Source organism: Amedibacterium intestinale (assembly GCF_010537335.1).
GTDB lineage: Bacteria > Bacillota_I > Bacilli_A > Erysipelotrichales > Erysipelotrichaceae > Amedibacterium > Amedibacterium intestinale.
In genome coordinates, this window is sequence record NZ_AP019711.1 from 1,377,816 (window position 1) to 1,398,329 (window position 20,514).

The 20,514-nt window shown below is 31.5% G+C and carries 21 protein-coding genes; 5 read left to right on the forward strand and 16 right to left on the reverse strand.

Features of this window, described 5'->3' with window-relative positions; all coding sequences use genetic code 11:
- Positions 1 to 90 precede the first annotated feature (90 nt).
- Positions 91 to 1,182, reverse strand: a complete 1,092-nt coding sequence (locus A9CBEGH2_RS12440) for a D-alanyl-D-alanine carboxypeptidase family protein (RefSeq protein ID WP_197739422.1) — start codon at positions 1,180 to 1,182, stop codon at positions 91 to 93.
- Between the two features lie 228 nt (positions 1,183 to 1,410).
- The gene (locus A9CBEGH2_RS07035) at positions 1,411 to 1,881 is read right to left on the reverse strand and encodes an LURP-one-related/scramblase family protein (RefSeq protein WP_115714380.1); all 471 of its coding nucleotides are present in this window, start codon (positions 1,879 to 1,881) and stop codon (positions 1,411 to 1,413) included.
- 157 nt (positions 1,882 to 2,038) lie between these two features.
- On the opposite strand from A9CBEGH2_RS07035, the gene A9CBEGH2_RS07040 reads away from it, so the two are divergent.
- The 3 genes from A9CBEGH2_RS07040 (at position 2,039) to A9CBEGH2_RS07050 (ending at position 3,828) form a co-directional block, all read left to right on the forward strand.
- Positions 2,039 to 2,302 carry a hypothetical protein gene (locus A9CBEGH2_RS07040; protein WP_163104479.1) on the forward strand — a complete coding sequence of 88 codons (264 nt, stop codon included), beginning with the start codon at positions 2,039 to 2,041 and terminating at the stop codon, positions 2,300 to 2,302.
- A 92-nt stretch (positions 2,303 to 2,394) separates the two neighbouring features.
- The gene (locus A9CBEGH2_RS07045) at positions 2,395 to 2,967 is read left to right on the forward strand and encodes a DUF3800 domain-containing protein (protein ID WP_163104481.1); all 573 of its coding nucleotides are present in this window, start codon (positions 2,395 to 2,397) and stop codon (positions 2,965 to 2,967) included.
- Between the two features lie 654 nt (positions 2,968 to 3,621).
- Positions 3,622 to 3,828 (forward strand): hypothetical protein, encoded by a 207-nt coding sequence (locus A9CBEGH2_RS07050; RefSeq protein ID WP_163104483.1) that lies wholly within the window; start codon positions 3,622 to 3,624, stop codon positions 3,826 to 3,828.
- A gap of 40 nt (positions 3,829 to 3,868) precedes the next feature.
- On the opposite strand, the gene treC is transcribed toward A9CBEGH2_RS07050, so the two are convergent.
- From treC to A9CBEGH2_RS07070, 4 genes are all read right to left on the reverse strand, one after another.
- On the reverse strand, positions 3,869 to 5,509 hold the full coding sequence (gene treC / locus A9CBEGH2_RS07055; RefSeq protein ID WP_163104485.1) for an alpha,alpha-phosphotrehalase: 1,641 nt from the start codon (positions 5,507 to 5,509) through the stop codon (positions 3,869 to 3,871).
- Positions 5,506 to 7,398, reverse strand: a complete 1,893-nt coding sequence (gene treP / locus A9CBEGH2_RS07060; RefSeq protein WP_163104487.1) for a PTS system trehalose-specific EIIBC component — start codon at positions 7,396 to 7,398, stop codon at positions 5,506 to 5,508. The genes treC and treP overlap by 4 nt, the downstream gene beginning before the upstream one ends.
- A gap of 116 nt (positions 7,399 to 7,514) precedes the next feature.
- Positions 7,515 to 8,237, reverse strand: coding sequence for a trehalose operon repressor (gene treR, locus A9CBEGH2_RS07065; protein ID WP_163104489.1), 723 nt, complete (start codon positions 8,235 to 8,237; stop codon positions 7,515 to 7,517).
- Positions 8,238 to 8,295: 58 nt separating this feature from the next.
- Positions 8,296 to 9,213 carry an alpha/beta fold hydrolase gene (locus A9CBEGH2_RS07070; protein ID WP_163104491.1) on the reverse strand — a complete coding sequence of 306 codons (918 nt, stop codon included), beginning with the start codon at positions 9,211 to 9,213 and terminating at the stop codon, positions 8,296 to 8,298.
- A gap of 150 nt (positions 9,214 to 9,363) precedes the next feature.
- Here A9CBEGH2_RS07070 and A9CBEGH2_RS07075 point away from each other — a divergent pair, with 150 nt between their 5' ends.
- Both A9CBEGH2_RS07075 and A9CBEGH2_RS07080 read left to right on the forward strand, forming a co-directional pair.
- Positions 9,364 to 9,876 carry a ferritin gene (locus tag A9CBEGH2_RS07075; RefSeq protein ID WP_118277986.1) on the forward strand — a complete coding sequence of 171 codons (513 nt, stop codon included), beginning with the start codon at positions 9,364 to 9,366 and terminating at the stop codon, positions 9,874 to 9,876.
- Between the two features lie 159 nt (positions 9,877 to 10,035).
- Positions 10,036 to 11,295 carry a methionine gamma-lyase family protein gene (locus A9CBEGH2_RS07080; RefSeq protein WP_118277987.1) on the forward strand — a complete coding sequence of 420 codons (1,260 nt, stop codon included), beginning with the start codon at positions 10,036 to 10,038 and terminating at the stop codon, positions 11,293 to 11,295.
- Here A9CBEGH2_RS07080 and A9CBEGH2_RS07085 read toward each other — a convergent pair.
- From A9CBEGH2_RS07085 to A9CBEGH2_RS07130, 10 genes are all read right to left on the reverse strand, one after another.
- Entirely contained in the window at positions 11,292 to 12,038 is a 747-nt protein-coding gene (locus A9CBEGH2_RS07085) for an SDR family NAD(P)-dependent oxidoreductase (protein WP_118277742.1), read from the reverse strand. The genes A9CBEGH2_RS07080 and A9CBEGH2_RS07085 overlap by 4 nt on opposite strands.
- Before the next feature lie 23 nt (positions 12,039 to 12,061).
- Positions 12,062 to 12,619, reverse strand: a complete 558-nt coding sequence (gene efp, locus A9CBEGH2_RS07090) for an elongation factor P (protein WP_115714375.1) — start codon at positions 12,617 to 12,619, stop codon at positions 12,062 to 12,064.
- A 74-nt stretch (positions 12,620 to 12,693) separates the two neighbouring features.
- Positions 12,694 to 13,926, reverse strand: a complete 1,233-nt coding sequence (gene pnuC, locus A9CBEGH2_RS07095; RefSeq protein ID WP_118277741.1) for a nicotinamide riboside transporter PnuC — start codon at positions 13,924 to 13,926, stop codon at positions 12,694 to 12,696.
- Positions 13,927 to 14,511: 585 nt separating this feature from the next.
- Positions 14,512 to 15,465 carry a sialidase/neuraminidase family protein gene (locus tag A9CBEGH2_RS07100; RefSeq protein ID WP_118277740.1) on the reverse strand — a complete coding sequence of 318 codons (954 nt, stop codon included), beginning with the start codon at positions 15,463 to 15,465 and terminating at the stop codon, positions 14,512 to 14,514.
- Positions 15,462 to 16,268 (reverse strand): tetratricopeptide repeat protein, encoded by an 807-nt coding sequence (locus A9CBEGH2_RS07105; RefSeq protein ID WP_158572282.1) that lies wholly within the window; start codon positions 16,266 to 16,268, stop codon positions 15,462 to 15,464. The genes A9CBEGH2_RS07100 and A9CBEGH2_RS07105 overlap by 4 nt, the downstream gene beginning before the upstream one ends.
- Positions 16,265 to 16,783: a hypothetical protein gene (locus A9CBEGH2_RS07110; RefSeq protein WP_118277738.1), complete on the reverse strand. Its 519-nt coding sequence runs from the start codon at positions 16,781 to 16,783 to the stop codon at positions 16,265 to 16,267. Before A9CBEGH2_RS07110 ends, A9CBEGH2_RS07105 begins: the two co-directional genes overlap by 4 nt.
- A gap of 831 nt (positions 16,784 to 17,614) precedes the next feature.
- On the reverse strand, positions 17,615 to 17,899 hold the full coding sequence (locus A9CBEGH2_RS07115; protein ID WP_115714370.1) for an ATP-binding protein: 285 nt from the start codon (positions 17,897 to 17,899) through the stop codon (positions 17,615 to 17,617).
- Between the two features lie 264 nt (positions 17,900 to 18,163).
- Complete coding sequence (locus A9CBEGH2_RS07120; RefSeq protein ID WP_129923499.1) at positions 18,164 to 18,877, reverse strand: zinc metalloprotease; 714 nt, start codon at positions 18,875 to 18,877, stop codon at positions 18,164 to 18,166.
- Positions 18,858 to 19,796: a radical SAM protein gene (locus A9CBEGH2_RS07125; RefSeq protein ID WP_129923498.1), complete on the reverse strand. Its 939-nt coding sequence runs from the start codon at positions 19,794 to 19,796 to the stop codon at positions 18,858 to 18,860. The genes A9CBEGH2_RS07120 and A9CBEGH2_RS07125 overlap by 20 nt, the downstream gene beginning before the upstream one ends.
- A complete protein-coding gene (locus A9CBEGH2_RS07130) occupies positions 19,786 to 20,508 on the reverse strand; it encodes a hypothetical protein (protein WP_131222952.1) in 723 nt (240 codons plus the stop codon). The genes A9CBEGH2_RS07125 and A9CBEGH2_RS07130 overlap by 11 nt, the downstream gene beginning before the upstream one ends.
- Between the last annotated feature and the right edge of the window lie 6 nt (positions 20,509 to 20,514).

The following is a 20,514-nucleotide window of genomic DNA, read 5'->3' on the forward strand; positions in this document are numbered from 1 at the left end:
ACAAAGCAACCTCTCCACATAAGAAAGTCTGCTTATGCTACTTTAAACAAAATAGATTTTCAAATATGAAGAAATCATAATCATCTTTCTTTATTTTTCGTAATCTCCACCTTCTACACCTAAATATTCCTCCAAAGTTACATTTAATTTCCAAATTTCTGTAGCTTTTTCTCCAATATAACGTATATGCCAAGGTTCTGCCATATAACCGCTGATTTCTTCTTTTCCTTTTTGATAGCGAACAATAAACCCATAAAGATGTGCATTTTCTTCTATCCAATTTGCTTCCGGCTGTGTTTCTATCAAATTACCATCATTAGACAGTAAATCAAACGCAAGTCCACTTTGGTGTTCAGAATATCCTGCCCTTGCGGAAAATGTATCTGCTTCTTTTTTACCATAAGCATTTACATAAGACTCATAAAGATTTTTCTGATATTCATAGCTTCGATATCCACTATAATGATTGCTTACATTAAGACCTTCCTTCTGCATATCCTGAATCATCTTTTGCAATTGCTGTTTTGCCTCAGGATTTTCCATAGGTGCATAATCTTTAGGTAGTGGATGTTTTTTATTCACAATCAAAATCCCATTCACATATGTTGGTTCTATTTGTACAGAATCGTATTTCTTTTCTTGTACGATCACAGTACTGGTTGTCGTTTCCTTATTTCCACTTGTATCCACTGCTGTAACAATCATAGAATATTTTCCAGGTTTGGATACATTGATTTCATCCGTTTGAAATTGTAACTTATAGTCACTTACATCACTCACCTTAAAATGTTTATCATAAGCATAGTTTTTCTCTCCTAAAGGAACATAAATTTCCTTATCCGCTCTTGTAAATACTGGTTTTTTTGTATCTTCAACAACAATTTGCAGTTTATTCTTATACTTCAAAAATCCATTTTTATAAGTTACCTTTACATCATATGTTCCTGCTGATGGATAGTTTTTCCCCTTCTCTTTTTCTATTTCCTCAATCTCAAACGAAGAAAGAATAGATGAATCTGTTGTATCTAATATTTGATTAGCAGTAATTTGTATAGGACTTCCATATTCAAAAGTTAACTTCTTTGTTTTTAAAGAAATAGAATTTAACAAATAAAAAAGAATCCCCATACAACATACGATTAACAGAATCAAAACCATGATGACAATTTTTTTCTTTTTCATAATATCCTGCTCCTTAAAGAAATAAAGTACAATATTTTTACAACTCTTCTATTTATGTAATTAGTATGCCATACTTTTAAAAAGGATTCTACTGTTTTTTTCTTTACATTACCATACTACCCTGCTGCTTTTAAAAAAAGAAATTCATCAAAGATTATAATAAAAAATGATGCCTGTCTGTATCTTATACAAACCCGTCGCATCATTTTTCATACCCTTCTCTTAAATTTAATTTCTAGAACATTTTTCCGCATCAATCGCTAATACAAGCATCAAAGCATTTAACGCATCTTGTGGATTTGATACATCAATTACATACGTATCTGTCCAATTTAGTAACTGTTTTGATATAGCAGCAACATGATTTCCACTTTGACTTAAAATTTTATAATCCCACTCAAGAAAATTACCTTCTACATGCCAGCCATTGTAATCAATATTATATCTAGGTGTAAAAAAGCTAAACTCTTTATGAATACACCCTCGATAAGTATTCCCTATATATATTTCAAATTTAGGAAGAAAACTAAAAACAACTTCTTTCACCATACCAATTTCAGTTCCATTTTTATCAAAGATTTTTAAACAATGTCCCCATGATAATTGCCCCTTTACTGTATAAACGACATTCCCTTCCTCATCATAAATATCGTAGCTGTCAAACCATGAGAAAAATCGCTGTTTAAATAAGAGTTTCATTTCTTATACCTCCCATTCTCGTCTTATATAAATTATATACTTATAAATCTATATTCAGTATGACATATTCGAAAAAGATATGCTATATCTAACAGGGATCTATGAACAAATAAAAATCCTATTTTCTACACATAAAGAAGAAGTGACATTTCTTGCAATGAAAAATATCAATACGATGGAAGAATTAGAATTCAACCCGGAGGAAACAAATACACAAAAACATTTGCTTGAAAATAAACGTAAATATGTCTATGGAAAGATCAAGCGCTGTCGCAATGCTGACTCTAAGGCGTTGCTTCAACAAGATGTAGAAACCATGACAGCACAAATCAAAAAATTACGAAAGGAGGTGTTGCTCTATGAGAGAATCAAAAAACGTTCCTTTAAAATAAAAAAAAGAAATGTTACAAATAATGAATGATCAGCAAAAAAATCAAAAAATCGACAAAGGATATAGAAATGGAAATAGATAACTGATAGAATAAAGAAAAGTGTTTTAAGGAGAGTTATGTAATGATATTGTTTGTTGATGAAACAGAATGTGAGGATTACTTTATAGTTGCAGGGTTGTTGACGGAATCCAAAGCAAAAACAGATGCAACATTTAAAAAATTCAAAAAGAAGATAAAGAACTTCCCTATTTCTCCAAAAGATAAAGAGAAAATCTTTACAGAGTTTAAATCCGTAATATTAGATAAAAAATATCAAAGGATAAAAGTGTGTATGCTTGAACATATAAACACAATGGATTATTCCATCTATTATGCTGTTTACAAGAAAAAAAACAATTCGTTTTATCAGCAAGAAAAAGAAAATGTCTATATTTCTTTATTAAACAAAATTGTTTCACATATTGATAGTGAAATAGATATAATTTTTGATACATTTAATAAAGCTGATTTTGAGTTAAAAATAATTGAATCAATAAAACAAAACAATAATGTTTTAACAATTGTCCAACGAGATTCACGATTAGAATATGGTTTGCAATTTATAGATAATATATGCAGTATCATACGTCATCATGTTTACGAAAAAGACAGTACGCTATATTATCTTCTAACAAACTATAATACCATCAAGTAGTATTCTGACTTTAGTTGACATAAAGTAGAATTAATGGTATATTAAATTTAGAAAGAGAGTATACTCTTATAGGTATGGTTTTCTTGCCTCTTGTGGCGGGATGTGCAGATTGATGCGGAGCCATACCTTTTTCTATATTAATTTTATATAATATTTAATCTTAAAGGGACTGTGACAGATAGTCAAAAGCCATAAGATAAAAAATACACCTAAATTCATAAGGAAGGAGGTGTATTTTTTGGTATAATTTATATCTGATAATTACTCAAATTAACCAAACAAACGATACCGCATATCAGCTGTATATGCTACTGGCTTTCGCTAAAGATGGCTACGCTTCCTTACGCTGGCTGGAAAAGCTTTACCGTTATGATGTCCTCTAACGCAGCATTGCCAATGGCTGCGTTCTCAGCTACAAGAGCTTTGAACGCTTCATCAACAACACGCTGAAATGATCAATAGAAACCATCGCAAAGGAGATCTATCTGTATGTACAGGATAAAAAAGCATTTGAAGAACAGATCCTTTATTTTGACCAAACAAGATTTGAAGGCAGTGCCGATAAGATGATTTTCTACTGAAGTAAATGCTACCTTCATGCATATGAAATATGATTATTATAATCATACGAATGTATTCAAGCTCGGATATAATGTGCAGAAAAAATATACGACATCAAATAGAGGAAGAAGTGCAAGAATTGTACCAGCCTTGGAGAAGATGCATACAGAGATAGATGAGTATATAAAAAGTGAAGAAGGAATGGATAGGGATATGAAAACAGAAGTTAAAAAGGCTATTTTAAGGATAGTTGTTTTCAAAGTATCAAAAAGCAGGAAGAATTATAGAAAAAGGCTGTGATTTTCGGAGAAATTTTTTCTCTTACTCGTCACAGCCCCTTCTATTTCCTTATATAAGCAATAGATTCATATGGTTCTAATTCCAAATGATTTTTAATTTTCTTCTCTGGATAATTTGACAACAATAATTCAAAACCTTGAATATCCTCTAATTCCACCATTGTTTTTTCTCCATAAAAGTTATTTAAAACCAGCACTTCTTCATTTCCTAGTTTTCTTTTATATGCATATACACTTGGATGAGAGGATAAATATGGTTCAAAACTTCCTTCGCTGATAACCTTTAATTGCTTTCTTAACTGAATTAGTTTTTGATAATGATAAAATATAGAATCTTTATCTTCTAATGCATTTTCTACATTGATTTCTTTATAATTATACGTTACTGGAATCCATGGTGTATGCTCAGAAAATTCTGCATTTTTTTGAGCGTTCCACTGCATTGGTGTACGTGCATTATCACGTGATTTCTCAAATAAAATTTTATAGATTTCATCATCCTTTTTACCTTCTTGTTTTAAGATATGATAATAGTTTTTACTTTCTACATCACGATATTGTTCCATAGATGTGAAATAGGCATTTGTCATTCCAATTTCCTCACCTTGGTATATATAAGGTGTCCCCTGCATCAAGTGTAGTGCAGTTGCCAGCATTTTTCCAGATTGCTTATGATATTTTTTATCATCCCCAAAACGGGTAATGCTTCTTGGCTGATCATGACAATTCCAAAACAATGCATTCCATCCTTTTTTCTCCTGCATTCCCAGCTGCCATTTATAAAACAAATCTTTTAATTCCATAAAATCAAACGGCATCGATGTCCATTTTTGCTTATCTTTGTAATCTACTTTCAGATGATGAAAATTAAAGACCATCGACAGCTCATGTTCATCTTCGCCAGAATATTTCTGACAGTTTTCAATTGTTGTAGAGCTCATTTCTCCAACAGTAATAAAGTCTTTATCTCCAAACGTATGTTCATTCAAATATTTTAAATATTCATGTATTCTTGGACCATCTGTATAAAAACGACGTCCATCTCCTATATCATCATTTTCAAATACATCTGGCTTTGAAATAAGATTCACAACATCAAATCGAAATCCGCGTACACCTTTTTCTATCCAGAAATTAACAATATCACATACTTCTTTTTTCACATCATCGTTAAACCAGTTTAAATCTGCCTGGGTTTTATCAAATAAATGTAAATAATATTCATCAAATTTTTCAACATATTCCCATACAGGGCCACCAAATTTACTTACCCAATTCGTTGGCATTCCCCCATTTACAGGCTTTTTAAAATAATAATAGTTTTTATATTTTTCATCGCCTGCCATTGCTTTTTTAAACCATTCATGTTCTGTTGATGTATGATTAAACACCATATCAAACATCAAATAAATATTACGTTTTTTTGCCTCTGCAATTAATTCTTCCAGATCTTCCATTGTCCCATAACTTGGATCGATTCTTCGATAATCTGCAACATCATAGCCGTTATCTTTTTGTGGAGATACAAAGAATGGACATATCCAAAGATAATCAACACCCAGCATCTGTAAATAATCTAATTTCTGTGTAATTCCTTTTAAGTCTCCCAAACCATCCTGATTAGAATCCTTAAATGATTTTGGATAAATCTGATAAACGACTTTGTCTTTGAAACTTCTCATATACCCTCCACAACAGGATTTCCTGCATTAATCTTATCAATATCTATTAGTTTTACATCCTGACCACTTGTAAACACAATAGGAGATACCAAAGATTTTCCTGCTTTTTTAATACATTCAATATCAACTTCTGCTAGTACATCTCCTGCCTGTACCTTATCCCCTTGTTTAACAAGAGAATGAAAACCTTCTCCATTTAATTCAACGGTATCCATACCAATATGAATCAATACTTCCACACCATCGCTATTTCTTAAACCATAAGCATGTCCTGTAGGAAATGTCATTACAACTTCTCCATCAAATGGTGCAATCACTTTCGAGTCATTTATTTCAACTGCAAATCCCTGCCCCATCAAACCTTGTGAAAACACCTGATCTTCTACATCACTTAATGCCATTACTTTTCCACTCATAGGAGATACAAAACGATCCTTTGAACAAATCGCTACGTTTTCTTTTCCAAAGCGGTCTTCATTACTTAATTTTTTCTTTCCAATTATCATCGTTAACACAAATGGTACAATTATGGCAACAAGCATTGCAATCGCAAAATATAACATATACTGTGGAAAAATAGATAAGATACCAGGAATTCCCCCTACACCAATAGATGTTGCCTGTACCCCCATACCTACAGATATCATAGCTGCAATTCCAGAACCAATCATTCCGCAAATAAATGGGAATCCATATTTTAAGTTCACACCAAACAAAGCCGGCTCTGTGACACCTAAATAACAGGAAATACATGCTGGAATAGAAACCTGCTGTGCTCGTTCATTTTTCTTTTGCAGAACAATCATCGCAAGAACTGCAGATCCCTGGGCAATATTTGATAAAGCAATCATAGGCCATAAATTTGTACCCCCAAAACTAGATACTAACTGTGTATCGATTGCATTTGTCATATGATGCAATCCAGTGATAACTAGCGGAGCATACACAAATCCAAAGATTGCCGCAAACAGCCATTTTACATTCGAATTTAATCCTGCCCAAACAACATTTGAAATCCAGTCTCCAATAATCCATCCAATCGGTCCAAGAACAATGTGAGCTACAAGAACAGCACATAACAAGGAGCAAAAAGGAACAACGATCATAGAAATATAACTTGGTGATATCTTACGGAAGAATTTCTCAAAATAAACCAATGCAAATCCAGCCAGAATAGCAGGAATTACCTGTGCCTGATACCCTATCATCTCCACTTGTGCAAACCCAAAATCCCATACTGGAATATCTGCTGCAGCAGTGGATGCAACAGAATATGCATTTAACAATTGTGGTGAAACAAGGGTAATACCTAAAATAATACCTAAGATTTGGGTTGTACCCATTTTACGTGTAATAGACCAAACAATTCCTACTGGCAAGAAATGGAAGACTGCTTCTCCAATCAGCCATAAAAAGCTGTCAACACCTGCCCAAAACTGTGATACCTGCACTAATGTTTTTGTTCCATTTTCCATAAAGGCAATAGAATCAATAACATTTCGAAAACCTAAGATCAAACCACCTGTAATCAATGCAGGAATTAGTGGAGCAAAAATTTCACCTAGATTGCTCATCAGCTTCTGAATCCAATTCTGCTGTGATTTTGCGGCTTCTTTTGCCGCTTCTTTACTAACCCCTTCAATACCTGAAACTTCAACAAAATCATTATAAAATTCTTGTACATCATTTCCGATAATAACTTGAAACTGACCAGATTGTGTAAAGGTACCTTTTGCACTAGGAATATCTTCGATACCTTTTACATCTGCTTTTGATGGATCAACTAATACAAAACGCATACGAGTGACACAGTGTGAAACAGCTTGAATATTTTCTTTTCCGCCAACTTTATCTAGTAGTTCTCTAGCATCATTTAAAAACTTACCCATAGTTTCCTTCCTCTTCTTTCTAACTTGTACGTACATCTTACATATATAATATACATCTTGTACGTATATGTGTCAACATAATTATAAAAAAGAATACCTTTTCGGTATTCAGATACTTACATCTTTTGTGTTTTATCTCTTCTAGCAAAATCCACAAAACGAAATTTATCCGGTCTATGTTTTGATACTGTATACTCAAATAACGTTGCATCTTCCAAATAAGTAAAGGATCGAACACAAACAAGCAAATCATAATCCTTCATATCCAAAAGTTGTTTTTCTTCCTTTGTAGCTGGAATTACCGTTATTTCTTTACGAGCAAAGCTAACAGAAAGACCTAGATCCTTTTCAATATATTCATACAAAGAGTTTTGCGCATGTTCCTTTTTCAACCCTTCCACAACATCTGCCTTTAAATAATCTGTATCTAAAATAATTTTTTCTTTTTCTATTTCACGAACACGTACCACTTTATAAACATCGCCACCCTGCATATAAAGTAAATTTTTTATTTCTTCATCGGCTGGCATACGTTTAAATTCGATTACATGCGTTTTTGTTTCATGCACAAGATTACTTTTTTCTAATTCCTTATAACTGGTTACACCAGATACAGGAAAATTAATGGTAGAGGTATCTAAAACAAGTGAGCCCTTTCCCTTTTCTTTTTGAATATATCCATTTGTCGATAATAAATTTAAAGCTTTACGAATCGTATCTCTGGAAGCATCGTATTTTTTCATCAATTCATTTTCACTTGGCAAATAGGAATTTGCTTTTATTGTTTTATCTGCAATTTCTGCACGCAACTGTTCAAAAATCTGTTGATATTTTGGCATGACATCACATCCTTACAAAAAGTATAGCATGTGCGTACAGGTAAAAAAAGGTATTCTATCAAAATTCCTTTTCTGATTGGTAAAAATCTAAAATATCCTGATAAACTTCTTTTTTATTTATCTCATTTAATAATTCATGTCTTTTTCCTTTATATAACTTACCTTTAACTTCTACATAACCCAAAGATTGTAAGAAGCGCTCTGTTTCATAAAACTTTTTCTTGTTTTGAATCACCGGATCATCCTCTCCGCCAATTAATAAAATAGGCAGTGAAACATGATGTACTTGCCAATCATTTTTTTCATAAGCATCTTTCAACATTTGAAACAAATTCAAAAAACCATTATTCGTAAACACAAAACCACAATATGGATCATCATTGTATTGTTTTACTATGTTTTCATCACTGCAAAGCCATGAATTCTTTATCTTATAACCTAGATTATATGGCTGAAAAGCTAAAAAATTAAGAAGATGATTCCGGTGTTTTCCTCCCCACAATTTTGTAGATAGCTTTGATAGAAATAATGCAAATGATGTGAATGGATTCTTTGTAGGAATTCCACATAAGATTACTTTCTCTACTTCTGCATCGTATAGTTTCATATAGTTTCTTGCGATTAAAGTTCCCATACTATGGGCGAACAAATAAACAGGAAGATTTGGATATTCTTGTTTTATATACATCGTTATCTGATGCAAATCCTGAATAATCCCATCTGTCTTATCTGTATAAAAATACCCCAGATCCTTTCCATCTTTTACACTTTTTCCATGTCCTCTATGATCATGAATGACACAAATATAGTGATATTCAACTAAGAAGTTCATAAAAGCAAGATAGCGTTCTTTATATTCCGACATGCCATGTGATATTTGTATGATTCCCTTTGGTTTTCCTTCTGGTACCAGTACCAGTGCTTCCAGCAAAAGACCATCATATTCTGAAGATATTGTTTTTGTTATATATTCCATTAGCGAGTATCTCCTTTAACAAAATGTTCTTTATTTTTCAAATAATTTATCTAAAGCTTATTTTGTAATTGAAAAGTTAAAAAGTCAAGTCTTACATATAGAAAGTAACTGGTATATACTTACTATGTAAAATAAAAGGAGGAGTAAAAAATGCTTGATAAAAAAGTTGCGGAATTATTAAACGATCAGATAAATAAGGAGTTATATTCTGCTTATTTATATTTAGATTTCTCTATTTACTATCAGGAAGAAGGACTAGATGGTTTTGCGAACTGGTATTTGATTCAGGCAAAAGAAGAGCGTGATCATGCCATGTTGTTTCTAGAATATATGCAGAATAATGGAGAGCATATCACTTTGGAACAGATTAATAAACCAGATAAAGAATGTACATCTTTAAAAGATCCTTTAGAATTTGCTTTGGAACATGAACGTTATATTACAAGTCTAATCAATACGATTTATGGTGCTGCTCATGAAGTAAAAGATTATCGTACGATGCAGTTTCTTGACTGGTTCGTAAAAGAACAGGGAGAAGAAGAAAAGAATGCAGAAGATATGGTGAAAAAATTCGAATTGTTTGGAATAGATCCAAAAAGCCTTTATATGCTAGATAGTGAAATGGCTAGCCGCACATACACTGCACCATCTTTAACTTTATAATTCATATCCTATTTTATGAAAAGCTCACTGCCTAACACAGTGAGTTTTTTTGCAGCTTTAGGAAAATATTTTAGAAAATTATTTTTCTTTTCTATACAGCAAGGAAAAAGATATAGATTCGTGTATAATAAAAAGGTAGTATTTACAGGAGGTTTTTATATGATACTTGAACAAATTCATCCAGAAGTGCTTGCTTTGGCGCAAGAGTCTGACAGCATTTTACAGGATATTTTTAAAAAAGTTGATGAGATTTGCTTAACAAATTCCAATCGGATTTTATCTGCTTTTATCGACAATAGTGTTTCTTATTCAGATTTTAGCGATATTAACGGATATGGAAATTATGATGAAGGAAGAGATAAAATAGAAAGAATTTTTGCCACTGTACTTGGATGTGAAGATGCCCTTGTTCGTCCGCAAATCATGAGTGGTACAAATGCTTTATACTTAACTCTTTCTGCTTTATTAAAACATGGAGATACCATGATTTCTTTATCTGGGGCTCCTTATGATTCTTTACAGGAAATGATTGGTTTAAGTGGTACTTCTACACAATCGTTAAAGGCAAATGGTGTTTCTTATGAACAGATTGAGTTAATCAATGATGATTTTGATGATGAAACAATCATTGAACGTTTAAAACAGCAAAATGTAAAACTCGTAGAGATTCAGCGTTCTAGAGGATATTCTCATCGTAAATCCCTTTCTATTTCAAAAATCGAACGTATTATTTCTAAAATACGTGAAGTAAATAAAGAAGTTATTATTATGGTGGATAACTGCTATGGTGAACTGGTGGAAACATTAGAACCGGGACATGTAGGTGCAGATGTCGTTGTTGGATCTTTAATGAAAAATCTAGGTGGTGGGATTGCTCCTACCGGAGGATATGTAGCTGGAAATCAGGATTTGATTCATATGGTTGCCGAACGTTTAACAGCACCTGGTATTGGAAAGAATTTAGGTGCAAACTTTAACTTAAACAATGCTTTCTTTAAAGGGTTGTTCATGGCACCTAATGCCGTTAAGAACGCTTTAAAAACCGCAATCTTTACATCTTATATGCTGGAAAAACTAGGATACTCTAATGTTTCTCCTCGCTATGATGAACCACGTACAGACATCATTCAAACCTTAGAATTAGGTTCAAAAGAGAATCTGGTAAGCTTTACACAGGGAATCCAGCAAACAAGTCCTATTGATTCCTTTGTACGTGTATTGCCTGCTCCTATGCCAGGCTACCCATTTGATGAAGTTATGGCTGCAGGAAGTTTTACACAGGGAAGCACCATTGAATTAAGTGCAGATGCCCCAGTAATTGAACCCTATACATGTTATATGCAAGGTGGCTTAACTTTTGAATATGGAAAACTATCGATTTTACTAGCACTATCAAACATGAAAAGGAAGTTGGATTAACAACTTCCTTTTTGTCCGCCATCGATTCGAATAACGGTATTATTGATAAAATCAGCTTCTTCACTAATCAAAAATTTAACCAAATAAGCAACTTCTTTTGGATCACCATAACGATTGACCATGATTTTTTCAATCTCTTCTTTTAAAAATTCTTCATCATAGCCATCCAATTCATTTTCGGTACCAATAAATCCTGGAGCTATACAATTCACATGAACATAAGGGGCATATTCAAACGCAAGATTATGTGTCATGGAAATTAAGGCAGCCTTCGAAGCATCATAATCAATGCACATAGGATAATAGGTGTTGATTCCATTTGTAGAAGAGATATTAATGATTCTTCCATACTCCTGTGTCAGCATATGACGATATACACGTTTGCTGCAGTTAAATGCACCAACTACATTTACATCCATTGTTCTTCTAAACTCTTCTGCCGTTTTTAAATGAAACAGGTTCGATAAATCAATTGCTGCATTGTTAACTAAAATATCCACACCGCCTAGTTCTTTTTCAATAGAGATAACCATAGCATCTACTTCCTCTTCCTTTGAAACATCTGCCTGTATTGCCATACAGCGTATCCCATAAGTTTCGATAAGCCTATCTTTTAAAACAAGTGCTTCTTTTTTTGAAGTCAGATAGTTAATCACAACATCATACCCTTGTTTCCCTAGCTCTTCCACGATTGCTTTTCCAATGCCCTTTGCGCCACCTGTAACTAATACAACTTTGTTCATAATTTTAAAAAGAGCTTATGTTATTAAGCTCTTCCTGCATATTTACCATCTGTTGAGAATACAACAATTTTTTCTCCAGGTTCAATAAATTGAGGTACTCGTAAAGTTAATCCTGTTTCTGTAGTCGCATCTTTTGTCTGGTTAGATGGTGCTCCTTTGATTGCTGGATCTGTTTCCGCAATAACAAGTTCTACTTTTTCTGGAACAGATACAGATAACAACATTCCTTCAAAGAACATCAAAGAAACTTCAGAACCTTCCACAATATAGTAGCGGTTATCTCCAACCTGATCTTTGCTTAATTCATATGTATCATATGTTTCCAAATCCATAAAGTAATATATAGAATCTGCTTCATATGAATACTGTGCATCTCTTCTGGAAATATTTGCCTGTTCAAATTTTGTAGAAGCATTAAAGTTTCTTTCCTGAATTGCTCCTGTTTTCAAGTTTCTCATTTTTGTTTTTAAGATAGCTGCACCTTTCCCTGGTTTTACATGCTGAAAATCCATAACCTGACAAGGATCGCCATCAACAATTAGTGTTAATCCTGTTTTAAAATCACCTGCTGAAATTGCCATAATTTTCACTCCTACTCTCGTAATCTCTTTACATGATTTATTTTAACAAGTTTAGAATAAATCCTCAAGCCAACTTAAGATATTTGTGGCTGTTTTTCCTCTGTTTTTGTATGTGACTGTATATATTTACTCCATTTGATATATCCGTAAGTCGTATTCGTAAAATAACCTAGTTTTAAAACAAGTAGAACAAACTGTCCGGATACAATATTTATAATAGCTTCTAAAAAAGCACATATATACCATGCAATCCACTGTTCTCGAAGTCTGAAGAAAATAAACAGACCATTTGCGATTCCTACCGCAGATGCACAGGCATCAATATAGATAATTGCAGTTTCCAATGTTTTGTTATGATAGAAATCTGTCGCAATATCTAATCCACTAATAAAGTATCCAACAACAATTGTCCAAAGAATGATTCCCACAATAACCAATACTTCCTGATATCCTTTTAATTTACGTACAACTGTCAATTCACTTTCTTCATCATCTTTATGTTTTGACCAGTTGATGTAACTGATAATATCAATTGGTAGCCAGAAGAATAATGTCGTTGCCATTGTCGCAAAACGATACATTAATACAACACACATTAAGATTTCTACGATTTCAACTAAAACAGAAACAAGGAAATTGTATCTTGACTGTTTTGAAATCAGCAATTCACAAAGAATATTCAAGAAGGTATCCAGCAAGTACAACAGCATGATCAAAATACCATTGACTCCATTTGCACTTTCTTCTGGGAAAAGAACAGAGAAAATCGTTGCCAGTACCATGATAGACATAAACCATGATTTTTCATATGTTGTAAACTGTCTTGCGAAAAGCATCATGATTAAAATAGATAGTACCAGAATTAAAGAAGCAATTCCAAAGTTAAATATCGGTGCCAAATCATTTGCCATTACCTGTTTATAAGAATCCTGTACTTCTTGTTTTGTTACATTTTTATGATCAAAATATAAGCTTGTACCATTTTCTGTTTTATACTCATAAGCTGTAATTGTTTTTGTATTCAGCTTCAAATAATCCTCATAGGAGTATGATACAACTAATTGCTTATCCCCATTTTTATAGGTAACATCACAAATCGTATTATCTTCACTATAATCCTCTAAATCCATATCTCTTGTCATTTGGATCGTATTCACAAACTGCGTCTGCCCAACATCCGCATTCATTTTTACTAATCCAAATCCAAATGATGCAATAGAACCAATGCACAATAAGATTAAAAAGATGATTTCAACTTTTCTTAACCAGCTTTTCGGTTCTATATTTTTCTTAAAAAACTCAATCATACCAAACCCTCTTTCCAATAACCTTACGTTTTACAAAACGCCATAATATTATAATCTATTTTGATTAAATATGACATATTTAATTGATAAGTTATTGAAAAAACTTACAAATATAATGCAAAAGCAGAAAATACAAGCTATGAAAATAAACATTTCTATATCAATAAAACATCATTTCAAGTACAGAACTTTTAAAATTCCAACAACCAACATTTCCTATCAACTCATCTACCATCCTTAAATAGCATGATATTAATCTCCCTTCTTATCCTCTCGTAATATCTTAATTTTACCTCATACTAACACATAATGTAAGTATGAGGTGAAAATCAATGTTTTTATTCATTTCATTTGTTCTATTAATTTTAAATTGAAGATTTAATAATTGTCTCCCCCTAGTAACAAACCATAACCCTTACAAAATAAGTACATTGTTGTATAACAAAAGAAACTGTAAAAATAAGAGATTGGAATTTCTCTGAAAATTACAGTTTCTTTTTTTTAAGTATTTTTTATTTTTGTTGCACCAATATAACTATGATTAGCCTGTATTAATTTACCTTGAGATAAGCAACAATTTCTTTTCTACTGATGCTCCCAATGTTTTCCATCTTTACTAATTAGTAAAGAATCATCACTCAATGGGACACAGTAATTTCCTTGGTGATCATCAAAAGGAGCTTTTCGATGGTCGATACGATACACACCTTTAAATGGATCTGTTTTTAAAATATCCTGTAAAAGATTTGTAAATGTCTTGCCACCATCTAAACTGATGGCACAATCCAATTCATAGGTGATGATTAGAATTGTTCCATCATCCATGACAGATGAAGCATAAACATTCATTGCTGCACTTGAAGAAACGGCTTCTTTTAAATAACCTGGTTTTGTAAATGTCCATGTCAAGGCATCTTTACTGGTACCTAGCGTAACATAGCCTTCATAAGAAACCATTGCTAAATAATAAGTTCCATCTTGGTTACGAGAAATAGACATTTGCATAATAGAAAGACCATCTACATCAAAGGTAATATCCTGCCAAATATTTGCCTGATTTCTTACTAACAAATGTGGTTGTTGTTTTGACGGTGTATAAGCAAGCAATATTCGCTCTTCATCCATATAATAACTCTGTTCTCCCATGCGAAGATAAGGTAACCAAAAATCTTGCAAATCTTTTGGATGTACCGGTACTTCTATCCAATTTTGTGAATCCTTGCTTACAAAAACAATTCCATCCGTAATCTTAAGCTGCTGGTTTTCTCTATTTTGCAAAGACTCTACTTTCAAATCATCATCTTGAATACGAAGAATATTGCTTGCCTGCTGTATTTGTGCAACAACAGGTGCTTTTTTATCTTCTATGACAGGTTCAGGGTTTTGCTGATTTTGAATCGGTTCATTATTCGTTATTGGAACATTTTCTATTACTGATTCTTCCTCACGTACATATTCAAACCTTGACATAAACCATAAACCAGTAACAACGAAAAGCTGAATGATTAGCAGCGTTATCCAAATACGTATAATTTTCACTGCTCACTCACCCTTTCTTCTAAGAATTCATGCACTCTATTCACATAAATTGTCTTATTTGCAAATTTTTCCAACCATCTTAACTGTTCATAAACTCGTTCATCATCCTTTTGTTCATGGTACAAACAAGCCAATTGATAGCGTATATCCATTCTCACTCGAAGAGTTGCATAATCACTCAGCAATCGTTTTTTTAGATAGGCAATATATTGCGCAGCTGTATAGGTTCCCTGTATATACCCTATCTGCATTTCGATATGCTTTAAAAGTAATTCGCATTGATTTCGTTTTATTATTGCAGATGGTAACTGATTACAAATACTTTTTGCCTGCATAAAATATTGTTTTGCTTGTTCCATTTGTTTTTGCTGTAAAGAGACTTTAGCTAAATTACAGTATAAAACAAATTGATTCTTTTTATCAGGATGCAGCTGCAATGCTTTTTGAAACAAAGGAAGACTTGTCTCCACATTGCCTAAAAGCATTTCACATATACCCTGCATATTATACCCCTCTACTGTATTGACAATTTTAGGTTGTTGTTCAAGAGCTCTTTTTATTTTAGCAGGGTCCAGTTCCATTTCTAAAGGATCTTGCCATTCTTTCTTCATGACTTTATTTACTTTTGAAAATCCTACCATTAGTATTTCACCCAAAATTATCATTTCTAGAAGAAAAAATATTAAAATTCCAGTATAGGTTTGAAAAGAATGAATTGTTACTATGAACATAAGAGTAAATAAAAGGAAAACAATGATCATGACTTTGTAAGCAGCAGTTTGTTTAAATATTTGTGTAATCATATTTCTTCCTTCCTTTCCCATAATTGTAAGCTTGCTGCACACTGCTGTTTTACATCATCCAAGTTGCTTACTTCATACAATTGTGTAATTTCTTCAATTGCTCGCTGTGGCTGTAATACATATCTTTGTCGATTCAACAGTAAAGTTAAATATTGACGATAAAATACACTCTTCACTTGTTCTAACAAAGATTCTAATTCAAAGAGATCATCTAAACAAATTTTGCTTTTCTTACAAGTAGATAGATGTTGAAGGAATTGAATGACTAGATGGTCATCTTTGTCGTATCTTTTATCTATTACGATATTTGAAACTTCTTCTCCTGCTAGATAATGCAGCAATAAATAACAAGCATTTACACGTCCCTGAAGTCTTATATTGCTCACAGTATTAGACAAATGCTGTATCTTTTTCCATGCTTGATTGATATGTACGATAGCCTCTTCTTTTTCTTTTTGTGTAAAAAGAGAAAGTGCCGTCATCAAAGAACGAACTATTTTTATTTTTGGCTGCAAGGCAAAACTCTTTAAGAATAGAAATTGTTCTTGAGAAAGTGGCTGTCCGAAAAGAAAAAGTTGCTTCTGTATGATTAACCATTCATTTAGTACTTTGAAAATGCAAAATGCAAAAACTAATATACATAGATATGCAGCTAGAATGTATATATTCGTATTTAAGCCTAGAAAAAGATTAAGAGTCAAGAAGAGAATAATTAGAAATAGAAACAAAAATACAAATAAATCATATCGTTTTTTTAGTCTTTTCATATCCTATCACTGTCCTTTATTTATATAGTGTAAGTATAGCATTCTTCTCTTTTATATTCTACAAGCAAAGCAGGTACATATATTTGACTGCATACATACGTTATACCATAACCTATAAAATATGTTTTTATGAATTGATGTTATGATTATTATTTTGGTATCTAGTCCAATTTAAAATGCATAACAGAAGTTTAGATTTACAGATAAGAAATACAAGTGATATTCATGCATACCACTTGTTAGTTAGAAGTTTTATTTCTGATTCAAGTTGATTATTTTATTTAAAAGAATACTACAAATTCATTTCATTTATATTCTATATATCCTGTGGTGGTAGTATTTCTTATCCGTTTTTAATATAGTACCCACCAGTTTTTTTCGAACCTTTGTATTCAATAAGATCATATATTTTTCTTTTTATTGAATTCCTTATCTGATTTTCACTCACTTGAAAATTATTTATAGATAGTCTTTTTTGAAGTTCAGAAACTTTAATTCCTGGATTTGCATTAATCATTTTTAATATTTCTAAATCCATATCATTTATTTGGTCATTTATTTGGTAGTTATCCAAATAATTTAAATTAGGTAATGAACATAGAAAAAATTATCCGTTGCTTCAAAAACTGGCTTTCTATCTTCATTCTTATAAGCGTCAAAAGTTCTTGGCATTCCTGTCCCAAAATTTTCAATTAATCCTAACTTATCAAATATATTTACTAATTTATGATTACGATAAGTTTGTGTACCTTTCATGATTTCTTCCATAGAGGCATTGAATATTCCTCCTGGACTTGTAATTTTGCATTTATCTTCGAAAAATTCAATTTTGATGTTTGAACGAATGAAGTAATCAGCATGTATAAATGCATTTCACGAAAGAAAAAAGATGCAAAAAAATACCCTATTCAAGAGCATTTTGAAAACTCGGAACTATTCGAACTCGTCTTTTACATTCGTACAAACGCTTATAAAGTGTATTATTAGTTCGTTTTATATGTGTTTTGTGATTGATTATCCGCACAATCCGATTCGTTCGTAATGTTTTTGTAGCCAAAATGTAGCCACTGTTTTTATTCACCTCATTTTTATTTAATGTTTAATAACAGTACTCCTTATCTTAGATTTTTATAAAGAAACATTTAATTTTGATAGTAAAAACAAAAATAAAAACATCAAAATTCCTCTAACAGTATCTTCTATAAAATCCTTCTTCTTTGATTTTGCAACATTATATCTATTAAATAAACTAGTAATAGCATAATATCCATCACTTTTTATTATAGGCAAAAAATTAATCAGTATTGTAGAAATAATGGCATAATTATACTTATTTAAAGAAGGGAAAAAAATAAAACAAATCAATACATAAATACAATTCATAAAATTCCCTGCTAGATATACTGCTATCCTTTTATATTTAGGCAGTAAATAACTATCTGATGTATCCACATAAAATGCTGGATAAATAAAATAGATTTTAAAACCTATTTTTATTTTTCCACTTTTATAAAATAATTTAAGAAACAAAACATGCCCTAGTTCATGTATAAATATATTCGCAAATAAAATTATGTTTGCAATTATAAAATTAGAATCAATAATAACATACTTTTCATGGAAGAAATACATTACTATTGTCAAAGAAATGATACCCACCATAATTATTGCGTATATTGGATTTTCTTTAATTTCTTCTCGAAAAATCAATTTTTCTTCATCACATATCTGAATAAAATCCTTTTTTTTCATTTTATAAAAGTCATTTTGATATTTTAGAATATAATCATCAGCAGATTTTCCAACTATAATACTATTATCTTCATTTTCTAATATTTTCATAATAATTAACAGAGGCTAATAACTGTAAAAACCAATCGTCCTTAAACAAAAATTCACAAAACTCACAAGGACTAGCTAATTTATGCGGATAATCAATTTTGTTATCTTCAAGCAATTTTATAAATGGTGTAAATCCTTCTGTAAATACCGTATTTAAAACATAATTACTTTTGATGTCTGTAATTATTTCTTTTAAACTGTTTTCATTCAAGTTACCCATTTGTAAAATAGTATTTTCAATAACCTGCGAACAACATGGATAAACTTCCAATCTAGGATTGATTAATATATTAGGTTCAATACATCCTACACATCTTAAAACATCATTATCTGAGTCAAGTAATTTTATATAACTATTTTCTTCAAACAACTTTCCTGATCCAGTTGCAATTACTGGCTGATAACAAAACTTTGTATAATATGCACTTTCTCCCAATTGATTTAATATATCTCCCGGTGTCATCGAATCTTTTAAAAAACATCCAACTACATCCGTTGAAATATTATACGATTTTGCTACCATAATAATATTTTTCAAGCACTGTATATCAATAAAGGGCATATGAAATTCATCATAACTCAACGATATATACGAAAGTTTTGTCTTATATTTTTCTATGAATTTTTCAACATCTTCTATATTTTTTCCCCAAAAACCATTAGTTTTAATCGAAATTTTTACATTTCTGTCGAAAGGAAATTCCATAATTCTATCTATTAACGCAGGATATAACATAGGTTCACCACCAGTTATACCAATATCAGTTATCTGTTTACATTCTTTAACATCATTAAGAATTTTATCCAATTCTCTTTCTGTTAAAGTCTTTCCTCTCACTATTCCACGACTATCACAGCACATTTTACAATGTGCATTACAATTCTCTGTTAACAATATAGCTAAATGACTAAATTCCATTCTTTGCCCACCTCCTACGTAAACATAAAACAGCCATAACACAAATTAAAAATACTATCAAATCATATACATAATTTCCAGCAATGTAGTGTAACAAACTTGTTATTTCAATTTTCCCATCCAAATAAGATATTAGATGATGATAGTCCGTTGTTGATGCATCATAATATGCAAAATACTCCATAAAAGGAGAACCAGCTGAAACTACTATTCCTGCGATCCACAAAAAGAAACTTGAAAAAAATGCAACCAAAAAATTGCTAAATATAAATCCTATTGTCGATATGATAAGGGTATAATAAATCATTACCCCTTCTATTTTTAGGAATACCACTGGCAACATTCCTAATTTTGCATATGGTACACAAACCAAAATTGAAGAAAAAGCACTGCCAATTATTGTTGCTAATAAAATCATGCCAACCTTTGTCAAATAGTATCTTAACTCTGAAAAACCTAAAGTTTTATAAAAAAATATATTTTTTTCTTTATAATCCACATAAAACTGCATTATTATAAAAGCCGAAAATAACAATGTTCCAAATTGCGTATAAACAGTATATACACTTTCAAACATATCTTGGAAAGTCACATTTTGAACTTTGTCTATAGTAACCAATAAAATGTATCCTAGCAAAACATTTAATAAGTTAATCAATGTAAAAATTACATAAAATTTGTTTCTTACAGCCCTTTTCATTTCTAGCTTCATTCTAAC